Origin of the sequence: Streptomyces sp. W16 (assembly GCF_033194735.1) — a bacterium.
Lineage (GTDB): Bacteria > Actinomycetota > Actinomycetes > Streptomycetales > Streptomycetaceae > Streptomyces.
The window spans coordinates 1-21,245 of record NZ_JAWOAI010000126.1 but is presented as its reverse complement, the minus strand read 5'-3'; the positions used below and the strand labels follow the sequence as shown (position 1 = coordinate 21,245).

16 protein-coding genes and 1 pseudogene are annotated in these 21,245 nt (G+C 69.9%); 4 read left to right on the top strand and 13 right to left on the bottom strand.

Annotation, left to right across the window (positions count from 1 at the left end):
• Together R6V09_RS18810 and R6V09_RS18805 are read left to right on the top strand one after the other, a co-directional pair.
• Positions 1-415: pseudogene (locus R6V09_RS18810) on the top strand (shikimate dehydrogenase); the annotation flags it as partial.
• A gap of 74 nt (positions 416-489) precedes the next feature.
• The gene (locus tag R6V09_RS18805) at positions 490-2,298 is read left to right on the top strand and encodes a bifunctional sugar phosphate isomerase/epimerase/4-hydroxyphenylpyruvate dioxygenase family protein (protein ID WP_317882567.1); all 1,809 of its coding nucleotides are present in this window, start codon (positions 490-492) and stop codon (positions 2,296-2,298) included.
• Here the strand turns inward: R6V09_RS18805 and R6V09_RS18800 are convergent.
• The 8 genes from R6V09_RS18800 to tkt all read right to left on the bottom strand — a co-directional run bounded on the left by R6V09_RS18800 (position 2,285) and on the right by tkt (position 12,757).
• Positions 2,285-3,748 (bottom strand): membrane-associated oxidoreductase, encoded by a 1,464-nt coding sequence (locus R6V09_RS18800; RefSeq protein ID WP_317882566.1) that lies wholly within the window; start codon positions 3,746-3,748, stop codon positions 2,285-2,287. The genes R6V09_RS18805 and R6V09_RS18800 overlap by 14 nt on opposite strands.
• 100 nt (positions 3,749-3,848) lie before the next feature.
• Complete coding sequence (locus R6V09_RS18795) at positions 3,849-4,436, bottom strand: histidine phosphatase family protein (RefSeq protein WP_317882565.1); 588 nt, start codon at positions 4,434-4,436, stop codon at positions 3,849-3,851.
• A 7-nt stretch (positions 4,437-4,443) separates the two neighbouring features.
• Positions 4,444-5,319 (bottom strand): phosphogluconate dehydrogenase (NAD(+)-dependent, decarboxylating), encoded by an 876-nt coding sequence (gene gnd / locus R6V09_RS18790; RefSeq protein ID WP_317882564.1) that lies wholly within the window; start codon positions 5,317-5,319, stop codon positions 4,444-4,446.
• A gap of 1 nt (position 5,320) precedes the next feature.
• Positions 5,321-6,988 carry a glucose-6-phosphate isomerase gene (gene pgi / locus R6V09_RS18785; protein WP_317882563.1) on the bottom strand — a complete coding sequence of 556 codons (1,668 nt, stop codon included), beginning with the start codon at positions 6,986-6,988 and terminating at the stop codon, positions 5,321-5,323.
• The gene (gene opcA, locus R6V09_RS18780; RefSeq protein ID WP_317882562.1) at positions 6,981-7,916 is read right to left on the bottom strand and encodes a glucose-6-phosphate dehydrogenase assembly protein OpcA; all 936 of its coding nucleotides are present in this window, start codon (positions 7,914-7,916) and stop codon (positions 6,981-6,983) included. The genes pgi and opcA overlap by 8 nt, the downstream gene beginning before the upstream one ends.
• On the bottom strand, positions 7,913-9,520 hold the full coding sequence (gene zwf, locus R6V09_RS18775; protein ID WP_317882561.1) for a glucose-6-phosphate dehydrogenase: 1,608 nt from the start codon (positions 9,518-9,520) through the stop codon (positions 7,913-7,915). The genes opcA and zwf overlap by 4 nt, the downstream gene beginning before the upstream one ends.
• Positions 9,517-10,662, bottom strand: a complete 1,146-nt coding sequence (gene tal, locus R6V09_RS18770; RefSeq protein WP_317882560.1) for a transaldolase — start codon at positions 10,660-10,662, stop codon at positions 9,517-9,519. The genes zwf and tal overlap by 4 nt, the downstream gene beginning before the upstream one ends.
• A 19-nt stretch (positions 10,663-10,681) precedes the next feature.
• Positions 10,682-12,757: a transketolase gene (gene tkt, locus R6V09_RS18765; RefSeq protein ID WP_317882559.1), complete on the bottom strand. Its 2,076-nt coding sequence runs from the start codon at positions 12,755-12,757 to the stop codon at positions 10,682-10,684.
• Between the two features lie 146 nt (positions 12,758-12,903).
• Here tkt and R6V09_RS18760 point away from each other — a divergent pair, with 146 nt between their 5' ends.
• The gene (locus R6V09_RS18760) at positions 12,904-13,803 is read left to right on the top strand and encodes a helix-turn-helix domain-containing protein (RefSeq protein WP_317882558.1); all 900 of its coding nucleotides are present in this window, start codon (positions 12,904-12,906) and stop codon (positions 13,801-13,803) included.
• Positions 13,804-13,945: 142 nt separating this feature from the next.
• Here the strand turns inward: R6V09_RS18760 and R6V09_RS18755 are convergent, their stop codons facing one another.
• The 5 genes from R6V09_RS18755 to R6V09_RS18735 form a co-directional block, all read right to left on the bottom strand.
• Positions 13,946-14,974, bottom strand: a complete 1,029-nt coding sequence (locus R6V09_RS18755; RefSeq protein ID WP_317882557.1) for a methyltransferase — start codon at positions 14,972-14,974, stop codon at positions 13,946-13,948.
• A 57-nt stretch (positions 14,975-15,031) separates the two neighbouring features.
• Positions 15,032-15,448 (bottom strand): organic hydroperoxide resistance protein, encoded by a 417-nt coding sequence (locus tag R6V09_RS18750; protein ID WP_317882556.1) that lies wholly within the window; start codon positions 15,446-15,448, stop codon positions 15,032-15,034.
• 64 nt (positions 15,449-15,512) lie between these two features.
• Positions 15,513-16,394 carry an alpha/beta fold hydrolase gene (locus R6V09_RS18745; protein WP_317882555.1) on the bottom strand — a complete coding sequence of 294 codons (882 nt, stop codon included), beginning with the start codon at positions 16,392-16,394 and terminating at the stop codon, positions 15,513-15,515.
• A 310-nt stretch (positions 16,395-16,704) separates the two neighbouring features.
• Positions 16,705-18,108 (bottom strand): glycoside hydrolase family 16 protein, encoded by a 1,404-nt coding sequence (locus tag R6V09_RS18740; protein WP_317882554.1) that lies wholly within the window; start codon positions 18,106-18,108, stop codon positions 16,705-16,707.
• Between the two features lie 191 nt (positions 18,109-18,299).
• A complete protein-coding gene (locus tag R6V09_RS18735; protein ID WP_317882553.1) occupies positions 18,300-19,544 on the bottom strand; it encodes a L,D-transpeptidase in 1,245 nt (414 codons plus the stop codon).
• A gap of 341 nt (positions 19,545-19,885) precedes the next feature.
• On the opposite strand from R6V09_RS18735, the gene R6V09_RS18730 reads away from it, so the two are divergent.
• On the top strand, positions 19,886-21,245 hold a 1,360-nt coding region (locus tag R6V09_RS18730; RefSeq protein WP_317882552.1), incomplete at its 3' end, for an FAD/NAD(P)-binding protein.

Here is a 21,245-nt window from a genome sequence, read left to right as displayed (position 1 = left end):
CACCGTCGTAGACGCGCTGCCGGAACGGTCCAACGCCCTCGCCGACTCCCTGAACCGCCACTTCGGCCCGGGCCGCGCCGCCGGCGCCACCCCCGACCGGCTGCCCGAACTGCTCGCCGACGCCGACGGCATCGTCCACGCGACCCCCACCGGGATGGCCGCCCACCCCGGACTGCCCTTTCCCGCACGCCTGTTGCACTCCGCGCTGTGGGTGGCCGAAGTGGTCTACCGCCCGCTGGAGACCCAACTGCTGAGCACCGCCCGCGCGTTGGGCTGCGCCACCCTCGACGGCGGCGGCATGGCGGTCTTCCAGGCGGCGGACGCGTTCCGCCTGTTCACCGGCCGGGAACCCGACAGTGCGCGGATGCTCGCGGACATCGCCGAGCTGGCCGGTGCCGTCCCCGCACCGAAATAGAGCCGTGCCCGCCCAGAAATAGCCGCGCCCGCACCGAACTGGCCGTGCCCGCAGCGAAATTGAGAGGTACCCCGATGCGTACGTCCATCGCCACCGTCTCCCTCAGCGGCTCCCTCACCGAGAAGCTCACCGCCGCCTCCCGGGCCGGCTTCGACGGCGTCGAGATCTTCGAGAACGACCTCCTCGCCAGCCCGTTGACGCCCGAGGAGATCCGCGCCCGCTGCGCCGACCTCGGTCTGACCATCGACCTCTACCAGCCGATGCGGGACATCGAGGCGGTGCCCGAGGCCGAGTTCGCCCGCAATCTGCGCCGCGCCCGGCACAAGTTCGAGCTGATGCGCAGGCTCGGCACCGACACCGTCCTCGTCTGCTCCAGCGTCTCCCCGCTCGCCGAGGACGACGACACCCTCGCCGCCGCACAACTGAGCCAACTCGCCGACCTCGCCCAGGAGTTCGGCGTCCGCGTCGCTTACGAGGCGCTCGCCTGGGGACGGCACGTCAGCACGTACGACCACGCCTGGCGCATCGTCGAGACGGCCGACCACCCCGCACTCGGCACCTGCCTGGACAGCTTCCACATCCTGTCGCGGAGCTCCGACCCCGAGAACCTCAAGGGCATCGCGGACATCCCCGGCGAGAAGATCTTCTACCTCCAACTCGCCGACGCCCCGCTGCTCGCGATGGACGTCCTCCAGTGGAGCCGCCACTACCGCTGCTTCCCCGGCCAGGGCGGCTTCGACGTCGCCGGACTCGTACGGCAGGTCCTGGGCACGGGCTACGACGGCCCGCTCTCGCTGGAGATCTTCAACGACGTGTTCCGGCAGGCGGAAGCGGGCCCCACGGCGGTCGACGCCCACCGCTCGCTGCTGGTCCTCCAGGAGGCGGTCGGCGTACTGGAGCCCCCCGCCCCCGTCGTTCCCACGGGCATCGCCTTCGCCGAACTCGTCACCCCCGACGCCGAACCCGTCTCCGCGCTGCTCGGCGCCCTCGGCTTCGCCCGCGCAGCCCGGCACCGCGGCAAACCGGTGGACCTGTGGCAGCAGGGCGAGGCCCGCATCCTGGTCAACACCGGCCCCGCCCTACGACGGGACGGCACGGCCCTGGCGGCGATCGGCCTGGAGTCACCAGACCCCGAGGGCGCCGCCCGCCGCGCCGAGGCCCTCCTCGCGCCGGTCCTGCCCCGCCGTCGTACCCCCGAGGATGCCCCGCTCGACGCCGTGGCCGCACCGGACGGCACGGAACTCTTCTTCTGCGCCCGCACCACCCCCGAACTCCCGGGCTGGCGCGCCGACTTCACCGACACCCCCGCTCAACTGCCCGCAGGGACAGGCATCCGGCGCATCGACCACCTCGCGCTCACCCAGCCCTGGCACCACTTCGACGAGGCAACTCTCTTCCACCGCAGCGTCCTTGGCCTCCAGGCACAGGAGAGCGTCGACGTCGCCGACCCCTACGGCCTGCTCCGCAGCCGCGCCGTCACCACCCCCGACGGCAGCGTCCGTATCGCGCTGAGCGTAGGCGCGGCCCCGAGCGAGGACGGCGCCCACGCCCAACACGTCGCCCTCGCCACCGAGGACGTGGTCACCGCGGCCCGCCGCTTCCGCGAGTCCGGTGGCCGGCTGCTGCGCGTGCCCGCGAACTACTACGACGACCTCGCGGCCCGATTCACCTTCGCCGATGGCGAGTTGGAGACGTACCAGGACCTCGGCATCCTCTACGACCGGGACGCGGGCGGCGAGTTCCGGCACTGCTACACCCGCACCGTCGGCCGGGTCTTCTTCGAACTCGTCCAGCGCGACGGCGACCACCGCGGCTACGGCGCCCTGAACGCGCCGGTGCGACTGGCCGCCCAGCACACCGCGAAGCGGCTCACTGGCGGCTGACGGTCCTGGTCACACCGGTGACGACCGTCGTGGCCAGGACCCAGCCGGTGACGATCAGGGCGTAGGCGAGGTACTGGTACCCGCCGGTCGGCGCGAACGCCTCCTCCTGGCCGAAGGAGATCACCGGCAGCAGCAGATCGAGGGTGTAGAAGATCGCGTTGAAGTGCGGGGCCTCGGACGCCTTGAGGGCGGGGGGCTGGTGCAGGCCGTAGGCGATCGAGCCGATGGCCAGCAGCGACAGCAGCCAGGCGCAGGCGCGCAGCGGGCGGAAGCCGTAGCCGACGGTGGCGTCCTGGGCGTAGCCCCAGATCCGGTTGTACCACCGGAGGGTGCCGCGCAGGCGGCGCTGCTTGGCCAGTTGGACATTGCGAGCGGCGTAGTCGTCGCCGACGCGGCGATAAGCGGCGGCCAACTCCTCGTAGGCGTGCGGGACATAGCCGTCGCCGTCGCGCTCCAGCATGGTCAGCCGGCGCTCGGCGGGCTCGTGCGGGATGAGCGAGGTGTAGCTGAGGCTGGTGAGGAAGACCTGCTCCGGCACGGCCTCCGGCTCCAGCAGCAGCACGTCGATCTGGGCACTGCGCAGCACGAGTCCCCCCTGCATGGGCGGGCTCTGGCGCAGCCAGAGTTCTCCCATGGTGGTGCTGCTCGCCAGCAGTACTGGTCCGCCCGGGTTCGACAGGATCGCGTTCGACAGGTCCAGCCGACCCGCGATCCGGGCGCCGCGCAGGCCCACCCAGCCGTCCACGCGGGCCTCCCGGACGAGGACGTTGCCTTCCACGGCGAGGATCTCGGCGTCGACCGCGGAGCCCCCGGGATTGGAGAGGTGCGCCGTGTTGAGGTTGACCGACCCGGCGACACTCGCGCCGCTGAGCCGTATCTGACCCCGGGTGCGCAGGCCGACGGCCCGGAGATCGTCGCCCACGGCCGCCTGGTTGAGCTGGAGCACCGGCTCCTCGGCGTCCGGAGCGATGATCTCCGCGCCCTCCATGAACAGGCTCCCGGAGACCTTCGCCCCGGCGAGCCGCACCACTCCGCGGAACCGGGACCGCGTCATCCGCAGCACGCCGTCCACCCGCATCGCGTGGGCGGTGAGACCGGGCAGCACCGAGTCGCCGAAGTTGAGTTCGCGCAGCCGGCAGGCGTAGAAGCGGGGCACCTCGTCGAAGTAGCAGTACCGCAGCCGCACCGGGTGGTCGATCGTCGCGTACTGCAGGTCGAGCCGGCCGGTGATCCGGGCGCCCTCCAGGCTGAGTGACGCTATCTCACCTGCCTCCTGTGGCCCGTTGAGCAATAGCGCCCGCAACACCGCGGCGCGCACGGTCCGTTCGGGACCCCAGTCGCCACCGAGGGCGACGTCCTCGTCCTCCGCCGTACGGAAGTCCACGGACTCGCCCAGCGGGAAGGCCCGCCACACCTGTTCCTCGGCCGGTGTCAGATCGTTGATCTCCATCAAACGGGACTCTAGCCGCGCGGAGGCCGCGGGCACAGGGGACGAAGACGGCCCGGACCGCGCGTCAACGCGCGGTCCGGGCCGAGGAGTTGAGCCGCTGTTACGGTCGGGTGTTCCACTCCGCGATCACCGGGCGGTCGTGCTCGGTGGACAGGCGGCTGACCGTGCCGGTCGCCAGCTGGAACAGCCGGCCGTCCGCCGCCGACAGGCCCAGCCGGCGTGCCGTGAGGACGCGCAGGAAATGGGCGTGCGCCACCAGGACCACATCACCGTCGACGAGCGCGCTGTCCACCCGCTTCAGCACCCGGTCGGCCCGCTCGGCGATCTCGTCCGGGGACTCGCCGGGGTGTCCGGCCGGCCCGGGTGGCACGCCGTCGGTCCACAGGTACCAGTCGGGGCGGGTGCGGTGGATGTCGACGGTGGTGACGCCTTCGTAGCCGCCGTAGTCCCACTCGTGCAGGTCGGGGTCGGGTACGGCCCCGGTGATGCCCGCGAGTTCGGCGGTGCGTATCGCGCGGTCCAGTGGGCTGGTCAGGGCGAGTGCGAAGGTCCGGCCCGCCAGGAGCGGGGCGAGGGACTTGGCCTGTTCCTCGCCGTGCCGGGTGAGGGGCAGGTCGGTCCAGCTGGTGTGCTGGCCCGACACGCTCCACTCCGTCTCGCCGTGGCGGACCAGCAGAAGATCCCCCACGGCGCGCCTACTTGGTCTCGACGGCGTGGCCGCCGAACTGGTTGCGCAGCGCCGCGATCATCTTCATCTGCGGCGAGTCGTCCTGACGCGAGGCGAACCGCGCGAACAGGGAGGCCGTGATCGCGGGCAGCGGCACCGCGTTGTCGATGGCCGCCTCGACGGTCCAGCGGCCCTCGCCGGAGTCCTCCGCGAAACCGCGCAGCTTGTCCAAGTGCTCGTCGCTGTCAAGGGCGTTAACGGCGAGGTCGAGCAGCCAGGAGCGGATGACGGTGCCTTCCTGCCAGGAGCGGAAGACCTCGCGTACGTCCGTGACGGAGTGGACCTTCTCCAGCAGCTCCCAGCCCTCGGCGTACGCCTGCATCATGGCGTACTCGATACCGTTGTGAACCATCTTCGAGAAGTGCCCGGCGCCCACCTTGCCCGCGTGCACAAAGCCGAACTCGCCCTCGGGCTTCAGCGCGTCGAAGATCGGCTGCACCTTCGCGATGTTCTCGGCGTCGCCGCCGACCATCAGCGCGTAGCCGTTCTTGAGGCCCCAGACGCCGCCTGAGACGCCCGCGTCGACGAAGCCGATGCCCTTGGCGCCCAGCTCCTCGGCGTGCTTCTCGTCGTCCGTCCAGCGCGAGTTGCCGCCGTCGACCACCGTGTCGCCGGGCTGGAGCAGCTCGCCCAGCTCGTCGACGACCGACTGGGTCGGGGCGCCGGCCGGGACCATCACCCAGACCGTGCGCGGCGCTTCGAGCTTGTCGACCAGTTCGGCCAGGTCGCTCACGTCGGAGATCTCGGGGTTGCGGTCGTATCCGATGACGGTGTGGCCCGCGCGGCGGATGCGCTCGCGCATGTTGCCGCCCATCTTGCCGAGGCCGATCAGTCCGAGCTGCATGTCAGTTCACTTCCTGAGAATCCTGGGAATTGCGGAGAGTCCGGTAGGTCGCCACGAGCGCGGCGGTGGAGGAGTCGAGACCGGGCACGTCCGCGCCCTCGGTCAGGGCGGGTTCGACGCGCTTGGCGAGGACCTTGCCCAGCTCGACGCCCCACTGGTCGAAGGAGTCGATGTTCCAGACCGCGCCCTGGACGAACACCTTGTGTTCGTAGAGCGCGATGAGCTGGCCGAGCACCGACGGGGTCAGCTCGCGGGCCAGGATGGTGGTCGTGGGGTGGTTGCCCTTGAAGGTCTTGTGCGGCACCAGCTCCTCCGCCACGCCCTCCGCGCGCACCTCGTCGGGCGTCTTGCCGAACGCCAACGCCTGCGTCTGGGCGAAGAAGTTGGCCATCAGCAGATCGTGCTGCGCCTTGAGCCCGTCACTCAGCTCGGCCACCGGGTTGACGAAGCCGATGAAGTCCGCCGGGATCAACTTCGTGCCCTGGTGGATGAGTTGGTAGTAGGCGTGCTGGCCATTGGTCCCGGGCGTGCCCCAGACCACCGGGCCGGTCTGCCATTCCACCGGGTTCCCGTCCCGGTCCACGGACTTGCCGTTGGACTCCATGTCCAGCTGCTGCAAGTAGGCGGTGAACTTGGACAGATAGTGCGAGTACGGCAGTACCGCGTGCGACTGCGCGTCGAAGAAGTTGCCGTACCAGACGCCCAACAGGCCGAGCAGCAAAGGCACGTTGGACTCGGCGGGCGCGGTGCGGAAGTGCTCGTCGACGAGGTGGAAACCGTCGAGCATCTCGCGGAAGCGGTCAGGGCCGATGGCGATCATCAGCGACAGCCCGATGGCCGAGTCGTAGGAGTAGCGTCCGCCGACCCAGTCCCAGAACTCGAACATGTTGTCCGTGTCGATGCCGAAGTCCGACACCTTTCCGGCATTCGTCGACAGCGCCACGAAGTGCTTCGCGACCGCCTTGTCGTCACCGCCCAGACCCTCAAGGAGCCACGTCCTGGCGGACGTCGCGTTGGTGATCGTCTCGATCGTGGTGAACGTCTTGGACGCGACGATGAACAGAGTTTCGGCCGGGTCGAGGTCGTGGGTGGCCTCGTGCAGGTCGGCGCCGTCCACGTTCGACACGAAGCGGACCGTCAGCGAGCGGTCGGTGAACGCGCGGAGAGCCTCGTACGCCATCGCCGGGCCGAGGTCGGAGCCGCCGATGCCGATGTTGACGATGTTCTTGATGCGTTTGCCCGTGTACCCGGTCCACTCGCCGGAGCGGACGCGGTTCGCGAAGCCGGCCATCTTGTCGAGGACCGCGTGCACCTGCGGTACCACGTTCTCGCCGTCGACCTCGATCACCGCGTCACGCGGGGCACGCAGCGCGGTGTGCAGGACCGCGCGGTCCTCCGTCACGTTGATCTTCTCGCCGCGGAACATCGCGTCCCGCAGGCCGAACACGCCGGTGGCGGTGGCGAGTTCCTGGAGCAGGGCGAGGGTCTCGTCCGTGATCAGGTGCTTGGAGTAGTCGATGCGGAGGTCGCCGACGGTGACCACGTACCGTTCCGCGCGCCCCGGGTCCGCCGCGAACAACTCACGCAACTGCGGGTGCAGTTGACCCGCTCGGTGGTCCTCCAGAGCGGCCCACTCGGGCCGCCGCACGAGCTTGGGGGAGTCAGACATGACTGGGGGTCTCCTTGGTGCCCTCGGCCCGCAGGGCGATGGCGTACATCTCGTCGGCGTCGAGGCGCCGCAGCTCCTCGGCGATCAGTTCGGAGGTGGTGCGGACCTTCAGCGCGAGGGTGCGGGAGGGCTGCCCCGGCAGGGACAGCGTTGCAAGGGGGCCGTCGGGGCGGTCGATGACGACCTCGCCGGCCGCGGTGCCCAGGCGTACGGCGGTGACGACCGGTCCGGCGGTGACCACGCGGTCGATCTTCACCTTCAGCCGCGCCTCCAGCCAGCGCGCCAGCAGTTCGGCGGCCGGGTTGTCGGCCTCGGCCTCCACGGCACCCGAGGTGATCCTGGCCTTGGCCTGGTCGAGGGCCGCCGCCAGCATGGAACGCCACGGCGTCAGCCGCGTCCAGGCGAGGTCGGTGTCGCCGGGCGCGTAGGAACGGGCGCGGGCGTCCAGGGCCTCAAGGGGGTTCTCCGCCGCGTACAGGTCGGTGATCCGGCGCTGCGCGAGGGCACCCAGCGGGTCCTTCGAGGGGACCTCGGGCGCCCCCACCGGCCACCACACGACGACCGGCGCGTCCGGCAGCAGCAGCGGCAGCACCACGGAGTCGGCGTGGTCGGACACCTCGCCGTAGGTCCGCAGCACGACCGTCTCGCCGGTGCCCGCGTCGGCGCCCACCCGGACCTCGGCGTCGAGGTGCGAGTTGGTGCGGTCGCGCGGGGTGCGGGCGTGCCGCTTGATGACGACCAGGGTGCGCGAGGGGTGCTCGTGCGAGGCCTCCTCGGCCGCCTTGATCGAGTCGTAGGCGTTCTCCTCGTCCGTGACGATGACCATCGTCAGGACCATGCCCACGGCAGGGGTGCCGATGTCACGGCGACCCTGCACCAGCGCCTTGTTGATCTTGCTTGCCGTGGTGTCGCTCAGGTCGATCTTCATGGCCTGCGCCAGCTCCGTCCGTCTCGTGCGAGCATCTCGTCCGCCTCCTCGGGACCCCAACTGCCCGAGGAGTACTGCGCGGGCCTGCCGTTCTGTGCCCAGTACTCCTCGATCGGGTCGAGGATCTTCCAGGACTCTTCCACTTCCTGGTGGCGCGGGAACAGGTTGGCGTCGCCGAGCAGTACGTCCAGGATGAGCCGCTCGTACGCCTCCGGGCTCGACTCCGTGAACGACTCGCCGTAGGCGAAGTCCATGGACACGTCCCGGATCTCCATCGAGGTGCCCGGCACCTTCGAACCGAACCGGACCGTCATGCCCTCGTCGGGCTGGACGCGGATGACGATCGCGTTCTGGCCCAGCTCCTCGGTGGCACTGGAGTCGAAGGGGGAGTGCGGGGCCCGCTTGAAGACCACCGCGATCTCCGTGACCCGCCGCCCGAGCCGCTTGCCGGTGCGCAGGTAGAACGGGATGCCCGCCCAACGGCGGTTGTCCACCTCCAACTTGACGGCCGCGTAGGTGTCGGTCTTCGACTGCGGGTCGATGCCGTCCTCCTGGAGGTAGCCGACGACCTTCTCGCCGCCCTGCCAGCCCTCCGCGTACTGCCCGAACACCGTGTGCTCGCCCAACTCCCGGGGCAGCCGCACCGACTTCAGCACCTTCAGCTTCTCGGTGAGCAGCGCCTCCTCGTCGAAGGCGATCGGCTCCTCCATGGCGGTCAGCGCCATCAGCTGCAGGAGGTGGTTCTGGATGACGTCACGGGCCGAACCGATGCCGTCGTAGTAGCCGGCGCGCCCGCCGATGCCGATGTCCTCGGCCATCGTGATCTGGATGTGGTCGACGTAGGACCGGTTCCAGATGGGCTCGTACATCTGGTTGGCGAAACGCAGCGCCAGGATGTTCTGGACGGTCTCCTTGCCGAGGTAGTGGTCGATACGGAACACCTGGTCCGGGTCGAACACCTCGTGCACGATCTTGTTCAGCTCACGCGCGCTCTTCAGGTCGCGGCCGAACGGCTTCTCGATGACGGCGCGCCGCCAGGCTCCCTCCGGCGCGTCCGCGAGCCCGTGCTTCTTGAGCTGCTTGACGACCTTCGGGAAGAACTTCGGCGGTACGGAGAGATAGAACGCGTAGTTGCCACTGGTCCCTCGGGAGGTGTCCAACTCGTCGACTGCGGCGCGCAGTTGCTTGAACGCCGTGTCGTCGTCGAAGTCGCCCGGGATGAACCGCATGCCCTCGGCGAGCTGCTGCCAGACCTCCTCGCGGAACTCGGTCCGGGAGTGCTCGCGCACCGAGTCGTGCACGACCTGCGCGAAGTCCTGGTCCGCCCAGTCCCGCCGGGCGAACCCGACGAGGGAGAAGCCCGGCGGCAGCATGCCCCGGTTGGCCAGGTCGTAGACGGCCGGCATCAGTTTCTTGCGGGACAGGTCACCGGTGACCCCGAAGATGACCAGTCCGGACGGGCCCGCGATACGGGGGAGCCGGCGGTCGCGCTCGTCGCGCAGCGGGTTGTCCCAGTCGGCGGCCAGCGCGTCGGTGAGTTCCTCGACGGTGAGCGCCTGCACGGCTGCTTCGGCCGGTTTCGTTTCGGGAAGCTCCTTGCTCATTCCCCGTCGACCCCCTTGCCGCTCAGCGACTTCGCGACGGCGTCCAGCAGGTCCTGCCAGGCCACCTCGAACTTGGCGACACCCTCGTCCTCCAACTGCTTGACGACCACGTCGTACGAGATCCCGAGCCGCTCCACGGCGTCCAGGTCGGCGCGGGCCTGCGCGTAGCCGCCGGTCACCGTGTCGCCGTGGATGTCACCGTGGTCGGCGGTGGCGTTCAGCGTGGCCTCCGGCATGGTGTTGACCGTGCCGGGCGCGACCAGCTCGTCGACGTAGAGGGTGTCCTTGTAGGACGGGTCCTTCACGCCGGTCGAGGCCCACAGGGGGCGCTGCTTGTTGGCCCCGGCACCCGCGAGGGCGCTCCACCGCTCACCGGCGAAGACCTCGTCGTAGGCCTCGTAGGCGAGCCGCGCGTTGGCGAGCGCCGCCTTGCCCTTGAGAGCGAGGGCCTCGTCCGTGCCGATCGCGGTCAGGCGCTTGTCGATCTCGGAGTCGACGCGGGAGACGAAGAAGGAGGCCACGGAGTGGATGGTCGCCAGGTCGATGCCCGCGGCCTGCGCCTTCTCCAGGCCGGCCAGGTAGGCGTCCATGACCTCGCGGTAGCGCTCCAGGGAGAAGATCAGCGTGACGTTGACGCTGATGCCCTCGCCGATGACCTCGGTGATGGCCGGGAGACCGGCCTTCGTCGCCGGGATCTTGATCATCACGTTGGGGCGGTCCACCAGCCAGGAGAGCTGCTTGGCCTCGGCGATGGTCGCCGCCGTGTTGTGGGCGAGCCGCGGGTCGACCTCGATCGACACCCGGCCGTCCCGGCCGCCGGTCGCCTCGTACACCGGGCGCAGGATGTCGGCGGCGGCGCGGACGTCGGCGGTGGTCATCATCCGCACGGCCTCTTCGACCGTCACCTTGCGCACGGCCAGGTCGGCGAGCTGCTCCTCGTAGCCCTCGCCGGAGCCGATGGCGGCCTGGAAGATGGAGGGGTTGGTGGTGACACCGACGACGTTCCTGGTGTCGACGAGTTCGGCGAGGTTGCCGGACTCGATCCGCTTGCGCGACAGGTCGTCCAGCCAGATGGAGACGCCCTCGTCGGACAGGCGCTTGAGAGCTCCCGCGGTGGCGGTCACTTCGGTCACTGTGATCATCTTCTTTCTGGCGATCGGATCAACCGCGCGCGGCGGCGAGGGATTCCTTGGCTGTCGCGGCGACGTTCTCGGCGGTGAAACCGAACTCGGCGAACAGGGTCTTGGCATCGGCGGAGGCGCCGAAGTGTTCGAGGGAGACGATGCGTCCTGCGTCACCCACGAACCGGTACCACGTGAGACCGATCCCGGCCTCGACCGCAACGCGGGCCTTCACGGACGGCGGAAGGACGCTGTCGCGGTACTCGCGCGACTGCTCCTCGAACCACTCCACGGACGGCATCGACACCACCCGGGTGCCGATCCCCTCGGCCTCCAACTGCTCCCGCGCCTCGACGGCGAGGTGCACCTCGGAACCGGTCGCGATGAGCACCACGTCCGGGGTCTCGGTGGAGGAGTCCTTGAGGACGTAACCGCCGCGCGCCGCATCGGAGTTGGGCGCGTACGTCGGCACACCCTGGCGGGTCAGCGCGAGGCCGTGCGGGGCGGGCTTCGTGGCGTGCCGCTTGAGGATCTCGGCCCAGGCGATCGCGGTCTCGTTGGCGTCGGCCGGGCGGACGATGTTCAGGCCCGGGATGGCACGCAGCGAGGCGAGGTGCTCGACCGGCTGGTGGGTGGGGCCGTCCTCGCCGAGACCGATGGAGTCGTGGGTCCAGACGTACGTCACCGGGAGCTGCATCAGCGCGGAGAGGCGGACGGCGTTGCGCATGTAGTCGGAGAACACCAGGAAGGTGCCGCCGTAGACACGCGTGTTGCCGTGCAGGGCGATGCCGTTCATCTCGGCCGCCATCGAGTGCTCGCGGATACCGAAGTGGATCGTACGGCCGTACGGGTCGGCCTCCGGCAGCGGGTTGCCCTTCGGGAGGAAGGACGACGTCTTGTCGATGGTGGTGTTGTTCGAGCCGGCCAGGTCGGCGGAGCCGCCCCACAGCTCGGGCAGGACCGGTCCAAGCGCCTGGAGGACCTTGCCGGAGGCGGCGCGGGTGGCGACGGAGGAACCCTCCTCGAAGACCGGCAGGGACTGCTCCCAGCCCTCGGGGAGCTGACCGGCGACGATCCGGTCGAAGAGCTTCGCGCGCTCGGGCTGGGCGCCGCGCCACTTGTCGAGCTGCTTGTCCCACGCGGAGTGCGCCTCGGCGCCCCGGTCCAGGGCCTGGCGGCTGTGGGCGATGACCTCGTCGGCGACCTCGAAGGACTGCTCCGGGTCGAAGCCGAGGACGCGCTTGGTGGCGGCGATCTCGTCGGCGCCGAGCGCGGAGCCGTGGGCGGCCTCGGTGTTCTGCGCGTTCGGGGCGGGCCAGGCGATGATCGTGCGCATCGCGATGATCGAGGGGCGCCCGGTCTCGGCCTGTGCCGTCTTCAGCGCCGTGTACAGCGCGTGCGGGTCGATGTCGCCGTCGGCGGCGGGCTCGATGCGCTGGGTGTGCCAGCCGTAGGCCTCGTACCGCTTCAGCACGTCCTCGGAGAAGGCGGTCGCGGTGTCGCCCTCGATGGAGATGTGGTTGTCGTCGTAGACGAAGACGAGGTTGCCGAGCTTCTGGTGGCCGGCGAGGGAGGAGGCCTCGGCGGAGATGCCCTCCTCCAGGTCGCCGTCGGAGACGATCGCCCAGACGGTGTGGTCGAAGGGCGACTCGCCCTCGGGGGCCTCGGGGTCGAACAGGCCGCGCTCGTAGCGGGCGGCCATCGCCATGCCCACCGCGTTCGCGACGCCCTGTCCGAGCGGTCCTGTCGTGGTCTCCACACCGGCCGTGTGCCCGTACTCGGGGTGACCAGGCGTCTTCGAACCGTGCGTCCGGAACGCCTTCAGGTCGTCCAGCTCCAGCTCGTACCCGGCGAGGTACAGCTGCGTGTAGAGCGTCAGCGAGGTGTGGCCGGGGGAGAGGACGAAGCGGTCACGGCCGGTCCACTCGGGATCCGCGGGGTCGTGACGCATCACCTTCTGAAAGATCGTGTACGCGGCAGGGGCGAGGGCCATCGCGGTGCCGGGGTGGCCGTTGCCGACCTTCTGCACCGCGTCAGCGGCCAGAACACGGGCGGTGTCGACGGCTCGACGGTCGAGATCGGTCCACTCGAAGCTGTCAGGTGTGTGCGCGTTCATCTTCAAGAAGTCCTCGGTAAGAGCGGCAGAACTGCTCGGACGCCTTCAAATCTAAAAGTCTGACTTTTACGAGGGAAGGTGTCGGTGTGCCAGCCTGTGGTGAAAGTGGGACACCGGAACCCGTACTGAGGCGGCACGAGAAGGACATGGCGGACAGAACCATCCAAGGCGTCGCGGGTGACGGCGACGTGATCAGAACGTTTCCCTTCCCTGTCGATCTGAGCGTCTGCGGCGTCGGCATGCAGGTCGGCCCGATGAGCCCCGGACGCGCCTGGCACGCGGACGCACCCCTGCACCGCGTCCACCGCATCGACTTCCATGTGGTGATGCTCTTCGACGAGGGCCCGGTCCGCCACATGATCGACTTCGCCGAGTACGAGGCGAACCCCGGCGACATCCTGTGGATCCGCCCCGGCCAGGTCCACCGCTTCTCCCGGCCCGACGAGTACCGCGGCACCGCCCTGGCCATGCAGCCCGGCTTCCTCCCCCGCGCCACGGTCGAGGCGACAGGCCTCTACCGTTACGACCTCCCGCCCCTGCTGCACCCGGACGAGCCCCGCCTCGCCGCCCTGCGCGCCTCGCTCGCCCAGCTGCAACGCGAGTACGAGGACACGGAGACGCTCCCGCTGAGCCTGCACACCTCAGTCCTACGACACTCCCTGACCGCGTTCCTCCTACGGCTCGCGCATCTCGCGGCCAGCTCGGCGGAGGCGGCCCGGCAACAGGCCGACACGACGTTCACGCTCTTCCGCGACGCCGTGGAGAAGGGCTTCGCCACCAACCACAGCGTCAGCGTCTACGCCGACGCCCTCGGCTACTCCCGCCGCACCCTCGTCCGCGCGGTCCGCGCCGCGACCGGTGAGACTCCCAAGGGCTTCATCGACAAGCGGGTCGTCCTGGAGGCGAAGCGGCTGTTGGCCCACACGGATCTGCCGATCGGCCGCGTCGGGGCGGCAGTTGGCTTCCCCGACGCGGCGAACTTCTCCAAGTTCTTCCACCAGCACACGGATGTGACGCCGGCGGGGTTCCGGGCGGAGCTGCGGTGAGGTGAGGTCGCGTGGGCGGGCCGCGGAGCAACGGCGGAGCCCCACCCCGGTCGGATCGGGATGGGGCTCAGGGCCGGTCAGCGAGAACTCGGGCCTTCCCGGGCGGAGTTCACGCCCTCCTTTGTGCGGCGGTGCGATGAGGTCACGCTGAGGCGCGGGCTTCGATGACGGCGAACGCTCCGGCCGGAGTCACTTTGACGCGGCTCAGGCCGGCTGCGGTGAACAGGGCGTCGAATTCGGCGAGTTGACGCTCCCTTCCGCCCGTCATGTCGAGCATGTTCATATCCATCAGAGGAGCGAGCCCGGGCTGCCCGGCGTCCCCGACGAGGTGGTCGACGACGGCGATACGGCCGCCCTCCGCCAGGTGTGCCCGGCAGTTGCCAAGGATGCGGACGCATTCGGCGTCGTCCCAGTCGTGCAGGATGTACTTGAGGACGTAGAGGTCCGCGGGCGGCACCGACTCGAAGAAGTCCCCGCCGACGGTGGTGAAACGCCCCTCCAGTCCCTCGGCCTTGGCGGCTTCGGCGGCGGCGGGGACGATGTGGGGCAGGTCGAACACCCCGCCGTCGAGTTCGGGGTTGGCCCGCATCATGGCCCGGACCACGTCGCCGCCGGCTCCGCCGACGTCCAGGGCGAGGGTGACGCCCTTCGTGTCCAGCACCGCGGCGATGTCGAGGGCGGACGCGCGTGACAGGTTGCTCATCGACTCGGTGAAGGACGCGGCCTCGTCGAGGTGCTTGGCGAAGTAGTCGAAGATGTTCGCCTCGCCATGGGCAGCGGTGACCTGGTGCCGGCCGGTCCGGACGGCTTCGGGGAACCTGCCCCACGGCAGCCAATGACCGGGCGCCGACTGGGAGATGGCGAAATGCCGCAGCGAGTACGGGTCGTCCTGCTGGAGTGTGCTCAGCAGGGGTGTGCCGGTGAAGCGGCGGCCGTCCTCGGAGGTCATCAGCCCGAGGGAGGCGCAGGTGCGCAGCAGGCGGCGGGTCGCGTCGGGGTCCGTGGACTCCGCCCCGGCGATCGCCTCGGCGGTGTCGGTTCCCGCCGCGAGGTGGTCCGCGAGGTTGTACAGGGCGGCGGCCCGAACCGTCTGGGTGACCCAGAAGCCCGTCACCATGGCCATCATGCGCTCGTAGTCATGAGCGGCCGCAGGCGGTCGTACGGTGGTCAAGTCGATCTCCTTCACGTGCGGGCGGGGCTTGAATCGCTGTGCGGACGGGGCGGGTTGCTACTCCACGACGAGTTCGACCGGGATGTTGCCGCGGGTGGCCTTGGAGTACGGGCAGCCCGCGTGCGCCTGCTCGACCAGCTTGCGGCCGGTCTCGTCGCGCAGGGCCTCGGGCAGCTTCACGCGCAGCACCGCGGTGAGCGCGAAGCCGCCGTCCGTCGCGTCCTTGGCGAGGCCGATCTCCGCGGTCACCGAGATCTCACCGGTGGGAACCTTCGCCGCCCGGCCCACGACGCCGAGGGTGCTGGTGAAGCAGGCCGCGTAGCCGGCCGCGAAGAGCTGCTCGGGATTGGTGCCCCGACCGTCGCCGCCCAGCGCGGGCGGGAACGCGAGGCGGACATCGAGGTGTCCGTCGTCGCTGGTGGCACGGCCGTCCCGGCCGTTGGCGGTGACGACCGCGGTGTAGACAGCGTCCATGACTCCAACCACTTCCTTCGACTGGTGAATTGCTGTTCTTGTGCGGAGAGACGGTGAGACGGCCTCAACGGGCCCGGCGCAGGAAGTCGACGACCAGGTCCGTCGTCGCCTGCGGCTGCTCCTCCGTGATCCAGTGCCCGCAGTCCGGGATGACCGCGTCCTCGACGTCGTCGGCGACGCACCGCAGCACCTCGCCGATCCCGGGGCCGAAGGTGGCCTCGCCGCCGAAGGCCAGCACCGGCATCCGGAGCTTGCCCTCCGCGAGGAACTTCCTGTTGTCGGCCGCGTCCTGACCGAACGCCAGGAACTGGGCGAAGCTCGCCCGCATCGCGCCGGGCTGTGCGTAGAGCGCCGCGTAGTGCTGGCGCTTGGCCTCGTCGAACCGCTCCGGGACCACGGAGAGCTCGTTCCAGAAGCGGTCGAGATAGATGCGCTCCCGGCCGGCGACCAGGCGCTCCATGTCGTGGCCGCCGAAGCCGAAGTGCCACATGGCCGGATCCTGCGTGATCTGCTCCCAGGGTCCGATGCCGGGCAGCGGCGCGTCGATCGCCACCCACCGGCTCACGCGCTCGGGGTGGGTGGCGGCGACCGCGTAGCCGACCATGATGCCGATGTCGTGCGTCACCAGTTCGATCGAGCCCACGCCCAGGGCGTCCAGGACACCCCAGATGTCGGCCGCCTGGTTCTTCTTGTCGTAGCCGCCGTCGGGCTTGGACGAGAGGCCCAGCCCGCGCAGGTCGGGCGCGATGACCGTGTGGTCCTCGATCAGTGCGGTGGTCAGGTGGCCCCACATGTCGCCCGTGGTGCCGAAGCCGTGCAGCAGGACGACCGCCGGCCCCTGCCCGCCGACGCGTACGTGGATGGTGGCGCCGTTGGTCTCGATCTCCCGCGACTCCATACCGGCCGGGAAGGGGTGAATGCCGTCCCGGCGACTGTGGTTGTTCATGGCTTTGCTCCGGGTGTGAGGGGAAAGGGGGCTCGACGCCCGATCCGCGTCGCACAACCGAAGCTAGCCGACCGGTCTACTACGGTCCATCGCGCGCCGGACGCCGCCCTTGGAGGTGCGCGCCGCTGACCTGCGATGGAAGGCAGGGGCTAGCAGGAGAGAGGAAGTCGGTCGTGATCTTGCCCCGCCGGAGCGCGGACGTTCGCCTCCCCGAGGTGCCTCACTTGCACCGTCCGGCCGGACGGACGGAAAGGAGAAGGGGCCCCACGCACGCACGCGTGAAGCCCCTTTCCCCCGTGGGGAGTCGGTATCAGTGGCCGAAGTCGAACCAGTTCACGTTCACGAAGTCCGCCGACTGGCCGCTGCTGAAGGTGAGATAGACGTCATGGGTGCCGGTGACCGAGCTGATGTTCGCCGGGACCGTCCGCCATGACTGCCAGCCCCCGGTGCCGGCCAGCGAGAAGCTGCCGATCGGCGTCGCGGTCGGACTGTCCAGGCGCACCTGCACCAGACCGCTCACCCCGCTCGCCGCACCGCTCGCGACCCGGCCGTAGAACTGGGTGGCTGCCGTGGAGCCGAAGTTGACGCCCTTGTAGAGCGCCCAGTCGCCGTTGGCTATCGAACCGATGTCCTGACCGCCGCCGGTGTCGGTGGTGGTCTCGGCGATCGTGCCGGACTGGCTGTCGTACGACTCGGCCTGGATGGCGCTGTAGGCGTCCCGGCTGCCGGTCGGCGGGGTCGTGGTACCGCTCCCACTGCCCGTGGACTGGAGGACCTGGACGTAGTCCACCGTCATCGGATGGTTCGGGTCGGTGGCGCTGGTCGGGCCGCCGCCGTACGCCGCCGGGAAGCCGCCGCCCATCGCCACGTTCAGGATGATGAAGAAGCCGTGGTTGGTGGCGTTGGCCCAGGTGGTCGCGTCGACCTGATTGGCGTTCACCGTGTGGAAGTTGACGCCGTCGAGGTAGAAGCGGATCTGCTCGGGGCTCGTCGACCTGTCCCACTCCATGGCGTACGTGTGGAAGCCGGCCTGACAAGTCGTCCCCGTACAGGCGGTGTTGCCGCCGATGCCGGTCGTCTCGTTGCAGGGACCGCCCGGACTGGTGCCGCAATGCATGGTCGCCCAGTCGGTGTTGAGACCCTGGACGTTCTCCATGATGTCCAACTCGCCCACGCCGGGCCAGTTTTGATAGTTGCCCCGGTACGGCGCGCCCAGCATCCAGAAGGCGGGCCAGTAGCCGAGCGCCGACGAGCCCGTGACGTTCGGCATCTGGATGCGGGCCTCGACCCGCAGCTTCCCGCCGGCCGGCGGCTGGAAGTCCGTGCGGTTGGTCTCGATACGGCCCGAGGTCCAGTTGCCGGAGGCGTCCCGGCGCGGCGTGATCAGCAGGTTGCCGTTGCCGTCGAGTGCCACGTTGTTGGTGGAGGAGGTCATCGTCTCGACCTCGCCCGTGCCCCAGTTGGCGGCGCCGCCCGGATACGAAGTCCCGGTGTCGTACTGCCAGTTGGTGGTGGAGACGCCGGAGCCCGCGGTGCCGGTGAAGTCGTCCAGGAAGAGCTGCGTCCAGCCCGTCGGGGGCGTGGGCGCGGAGGCGTCCGCGGGCAGGGTGAAGGCCGTGGCGGTGGCCAGGGCCAGGCCGAGGGTGCTGAGGGCGGCGATCAGGACACGCCGGAAGGGACGGGGTCTGCGTTGCGTGCCGGAGGTTTCACTCATGGGTGCCTCTCGGATACGGAGTGGGGGTGCGGGTGCCCCAGCTGGTTGAGAGCGCTCTCACGCAGTGGGTGCGCGGTCAATGTGCTCTCAGCCACTCCGGCCGTCAAGAGGTGAAGCCGTGAAAGTCCTTTCGGCGTACGGGAGTTCAGACGGTGAAAGAGGGAGGTTTCCGAGATGTCGCCCCGGCGGGGTCAGAGAGCGCTTCCTGCCTTCCAGTCCGCCCACGACAGGTTCCAGCCGTTGAGGCCGTTGTCCGCCGCCACGGTCTTGTCTCCCGAGTTCTTCACGATGACCACGTCACCCAGCATCGAGCTGTCGTAGAACTTGTAGCCCGCCACCGAGCTGTTGCCGGCACCCTTCGCGTCGTGCAGGCCCACGCAGCCGTGGCTGGTGTTCTCGCTGCCGAACACCGAGGTGGACGCCCAGTAGTTGCCGTGCACGAAGGTGCCGGAGGTGGTCAGGCGCTGGGCGTGCGGGACGTCGGAGATGTCGTACTCGTCGCCGAGCCCGACCGTCGAGGACTCCATGCGGGTCTGCTTGAACCGCTCGCTGATCACCATGATCCCGGCCCAGGTGGTGTGCTGGGCGTTGCCGCCGCTGACCGGATAGGTGGCGAGGGTCTTGCCGTCCCGCTTGACCACCATCTCCTTGCTGGACAGGTCGACCGTGCTGATCTGCTCGCGCCCGATGTGGAACGTGACGTCCTTCGACTGGATGCCGTAGATGCCGTCCTGCCCCTCGACGTCCTTCAGCCGCAGGCCGAGCGTGATCTTCGTGCCGGCCGCCCAGTACGTCTCGGGCCGGAAGTCGAGCCGCGTGTCGCTGAACCAGTGGCCGACCACATCGACGGCGGGCTCGGCGGTGACCGTGATCGCCTTCTGGACGGCGGCGCGGTCCTTGACCGCGTGCGTGAAGTTGATCGACACGGGCATGCCGACGCCAGAGGTGGAGTTCGCCTCGGGGGTGAAGTAGCCGACGAAGGTCTCACCGGGCGACTTGGTGGTGAAGGTCGTCGTCTTCGCGGTGGCGTCCTGCGCCTGCGCCGCGACCGTGTACTTCGTGCCCGAGTACGGGTTCTTCGTGGAAGTCCATTTCGTCTTGGCGTCGTTGAAGGTCCCGGCCAGCGTGGAGCCGTCGTTGCCGGTCACCTTCACCGTGGCGAACGTCCCGTCGGTCACCGTCACCGTGACCGGGGCCGAGAAATCGGCCTTCTTCGTGCCGTCGGCGGGCGAGACCGTGACGGTCGGCGTCTTCGCGGACTTCACCGACGCCGTCGCCGAGGCGCCACCGGACGAGGCGCTCTCCGCGGCGCCCGCCGAGCCGCTGCAACCGGTCAGCACAGCCGCCGGCACCACCCCGAGCACGGTGAGGACCCCACGCCGGGACCACCTCTCCGACGCATTCCCGGACCGGTTGGATATGTGCGACACGCCCACGGCAGGCCTTCCTCCATATGTCGCGCACACCCCCTGGCCGTACGCGACGAGATCACCAGTGCCGTTGCATCCTGCGTCACTTCCATGGGTTGAATCTTTGAATCCCAGGGCCCCAACCTGAGATTCCTGTGAAGAGAGCCTGAAAGAAGGCCTGAAACCACGGTTGTCGGACGCTCCGCGAGTGTGAACAGAGTATGAAGGCGCCGGCCGGTGCCCTGAGTATCCGGTGAGATCCCCGTCCCGCCATGGCTTCCCCACCTACCCGGTCGGAATAGTGAGGAAGGAGCTGAAGGCGGAGTTCCGCTTCGGCGGCTCCGCGGCAGACCACGCCGGAGGCATTCGTGACCCAAGTCCGCAAGCGGCCCACCACGGCGATCGTCGGAGCGGGCGCGGCAGGCACCCTGACCGCCGTCCAGCTGTGCGAGAGCGCCACGCGCCGCCGGACCCCCCTCGACCTGGTGCTGGTCGACCCGGCCCCGGAGGCCGGCCGCGGCACCGCCTACGCCACACCCGACCCACGCCACCGCCTCAACGTCCCCGCGAGCGGCATGAGTTGCTACCCCGACGACCCCGGCCACTTCACCCGCTGGCTCTGCCGGCACGGCGAACCCACCGTCGGCGGCGCCGACTTCGCCACCCGCTACCGGTACGGCGCCTACCTCGCCGACACCCTCGCCCAGGCCGTCGTCCGCTCCCACGGCACGGTCTCCGTACGCCGCCTGCGGACCCGCGCCGAGAGCTGTACCGGCACCCCCGAAGGCCCGGTGGAACTCCACCTCGCCGACGGGGGACTCCTCACCGCCGACAGCGCCGTCCTCGCCACCGGACCCGCCGCCCCCACGGCCGCCTGGGCCCCGCCCGAGCTGCGCACCTCGCCCCGCTTCGTCGACTCGCCCTGGAATCCCGGTGCGTTGGACGCCGTACGCGAGGACACCGCCGACATCCTCCTCGTCGGCACCGGCCTCACCGCCGTGGACCTCGCCCTCACCCTCGCCCGCCCCGAACGCACCGTGCACGCCGCCTCCCGCAGCGGACTCCTGCCGCAGCCGCACGCGTTGGGGCCGGCCGGCCCGATGGAGGCGCCCAGGTGGCCGCGCGACCTGACCCTGAGCGGACTGCGCCGGACCGTCTACCGGCACGTCAGCCGCTCCGTGCGCACCCACGGCGACTGGCGGCCCGCCCTCGACAGCCTCCGCCCGCACACCGCACGCCTCTGGCACAGCCTCACCCCCGAAGAACGCGGGGAGTTCCTCGCCCACGAGGGCGCGATCTGGAACACCCACCGCCACCGCATGGCACCCACCACCGCCGAGTCGGTCACCCGGGCCCGCACCGCACGACGCCTCCAGGTGCACACCGGCAGCATCACCGACGCGGCGCAGGACGACGGGCAGTTGGCGGTAACACTCTCCAACGGCCGCACGCTGCACGTCGGTTGGGTGATCGACTGCACCGGACCGGGACAGCGGCTCGAAGACCCCCTGTGGCGCGGCCTGTTCGACACGGGAAGGGCGGTACCGGGGCCGCTCGGCATGGGAGTCGCCACCCGCGACGGACGGCTCCTCGACGCCCAAGGCCGTTGCGCACGACCCCTGTTCACCCTCGGCGCCCCACGGCGCGGCGAACTGTGGGAGACCACCGCGATCCCCGAGATCCGCGTCCAGGCCGCCGCCCTGGCCCGGCAGCTGCTCGCACCACCAC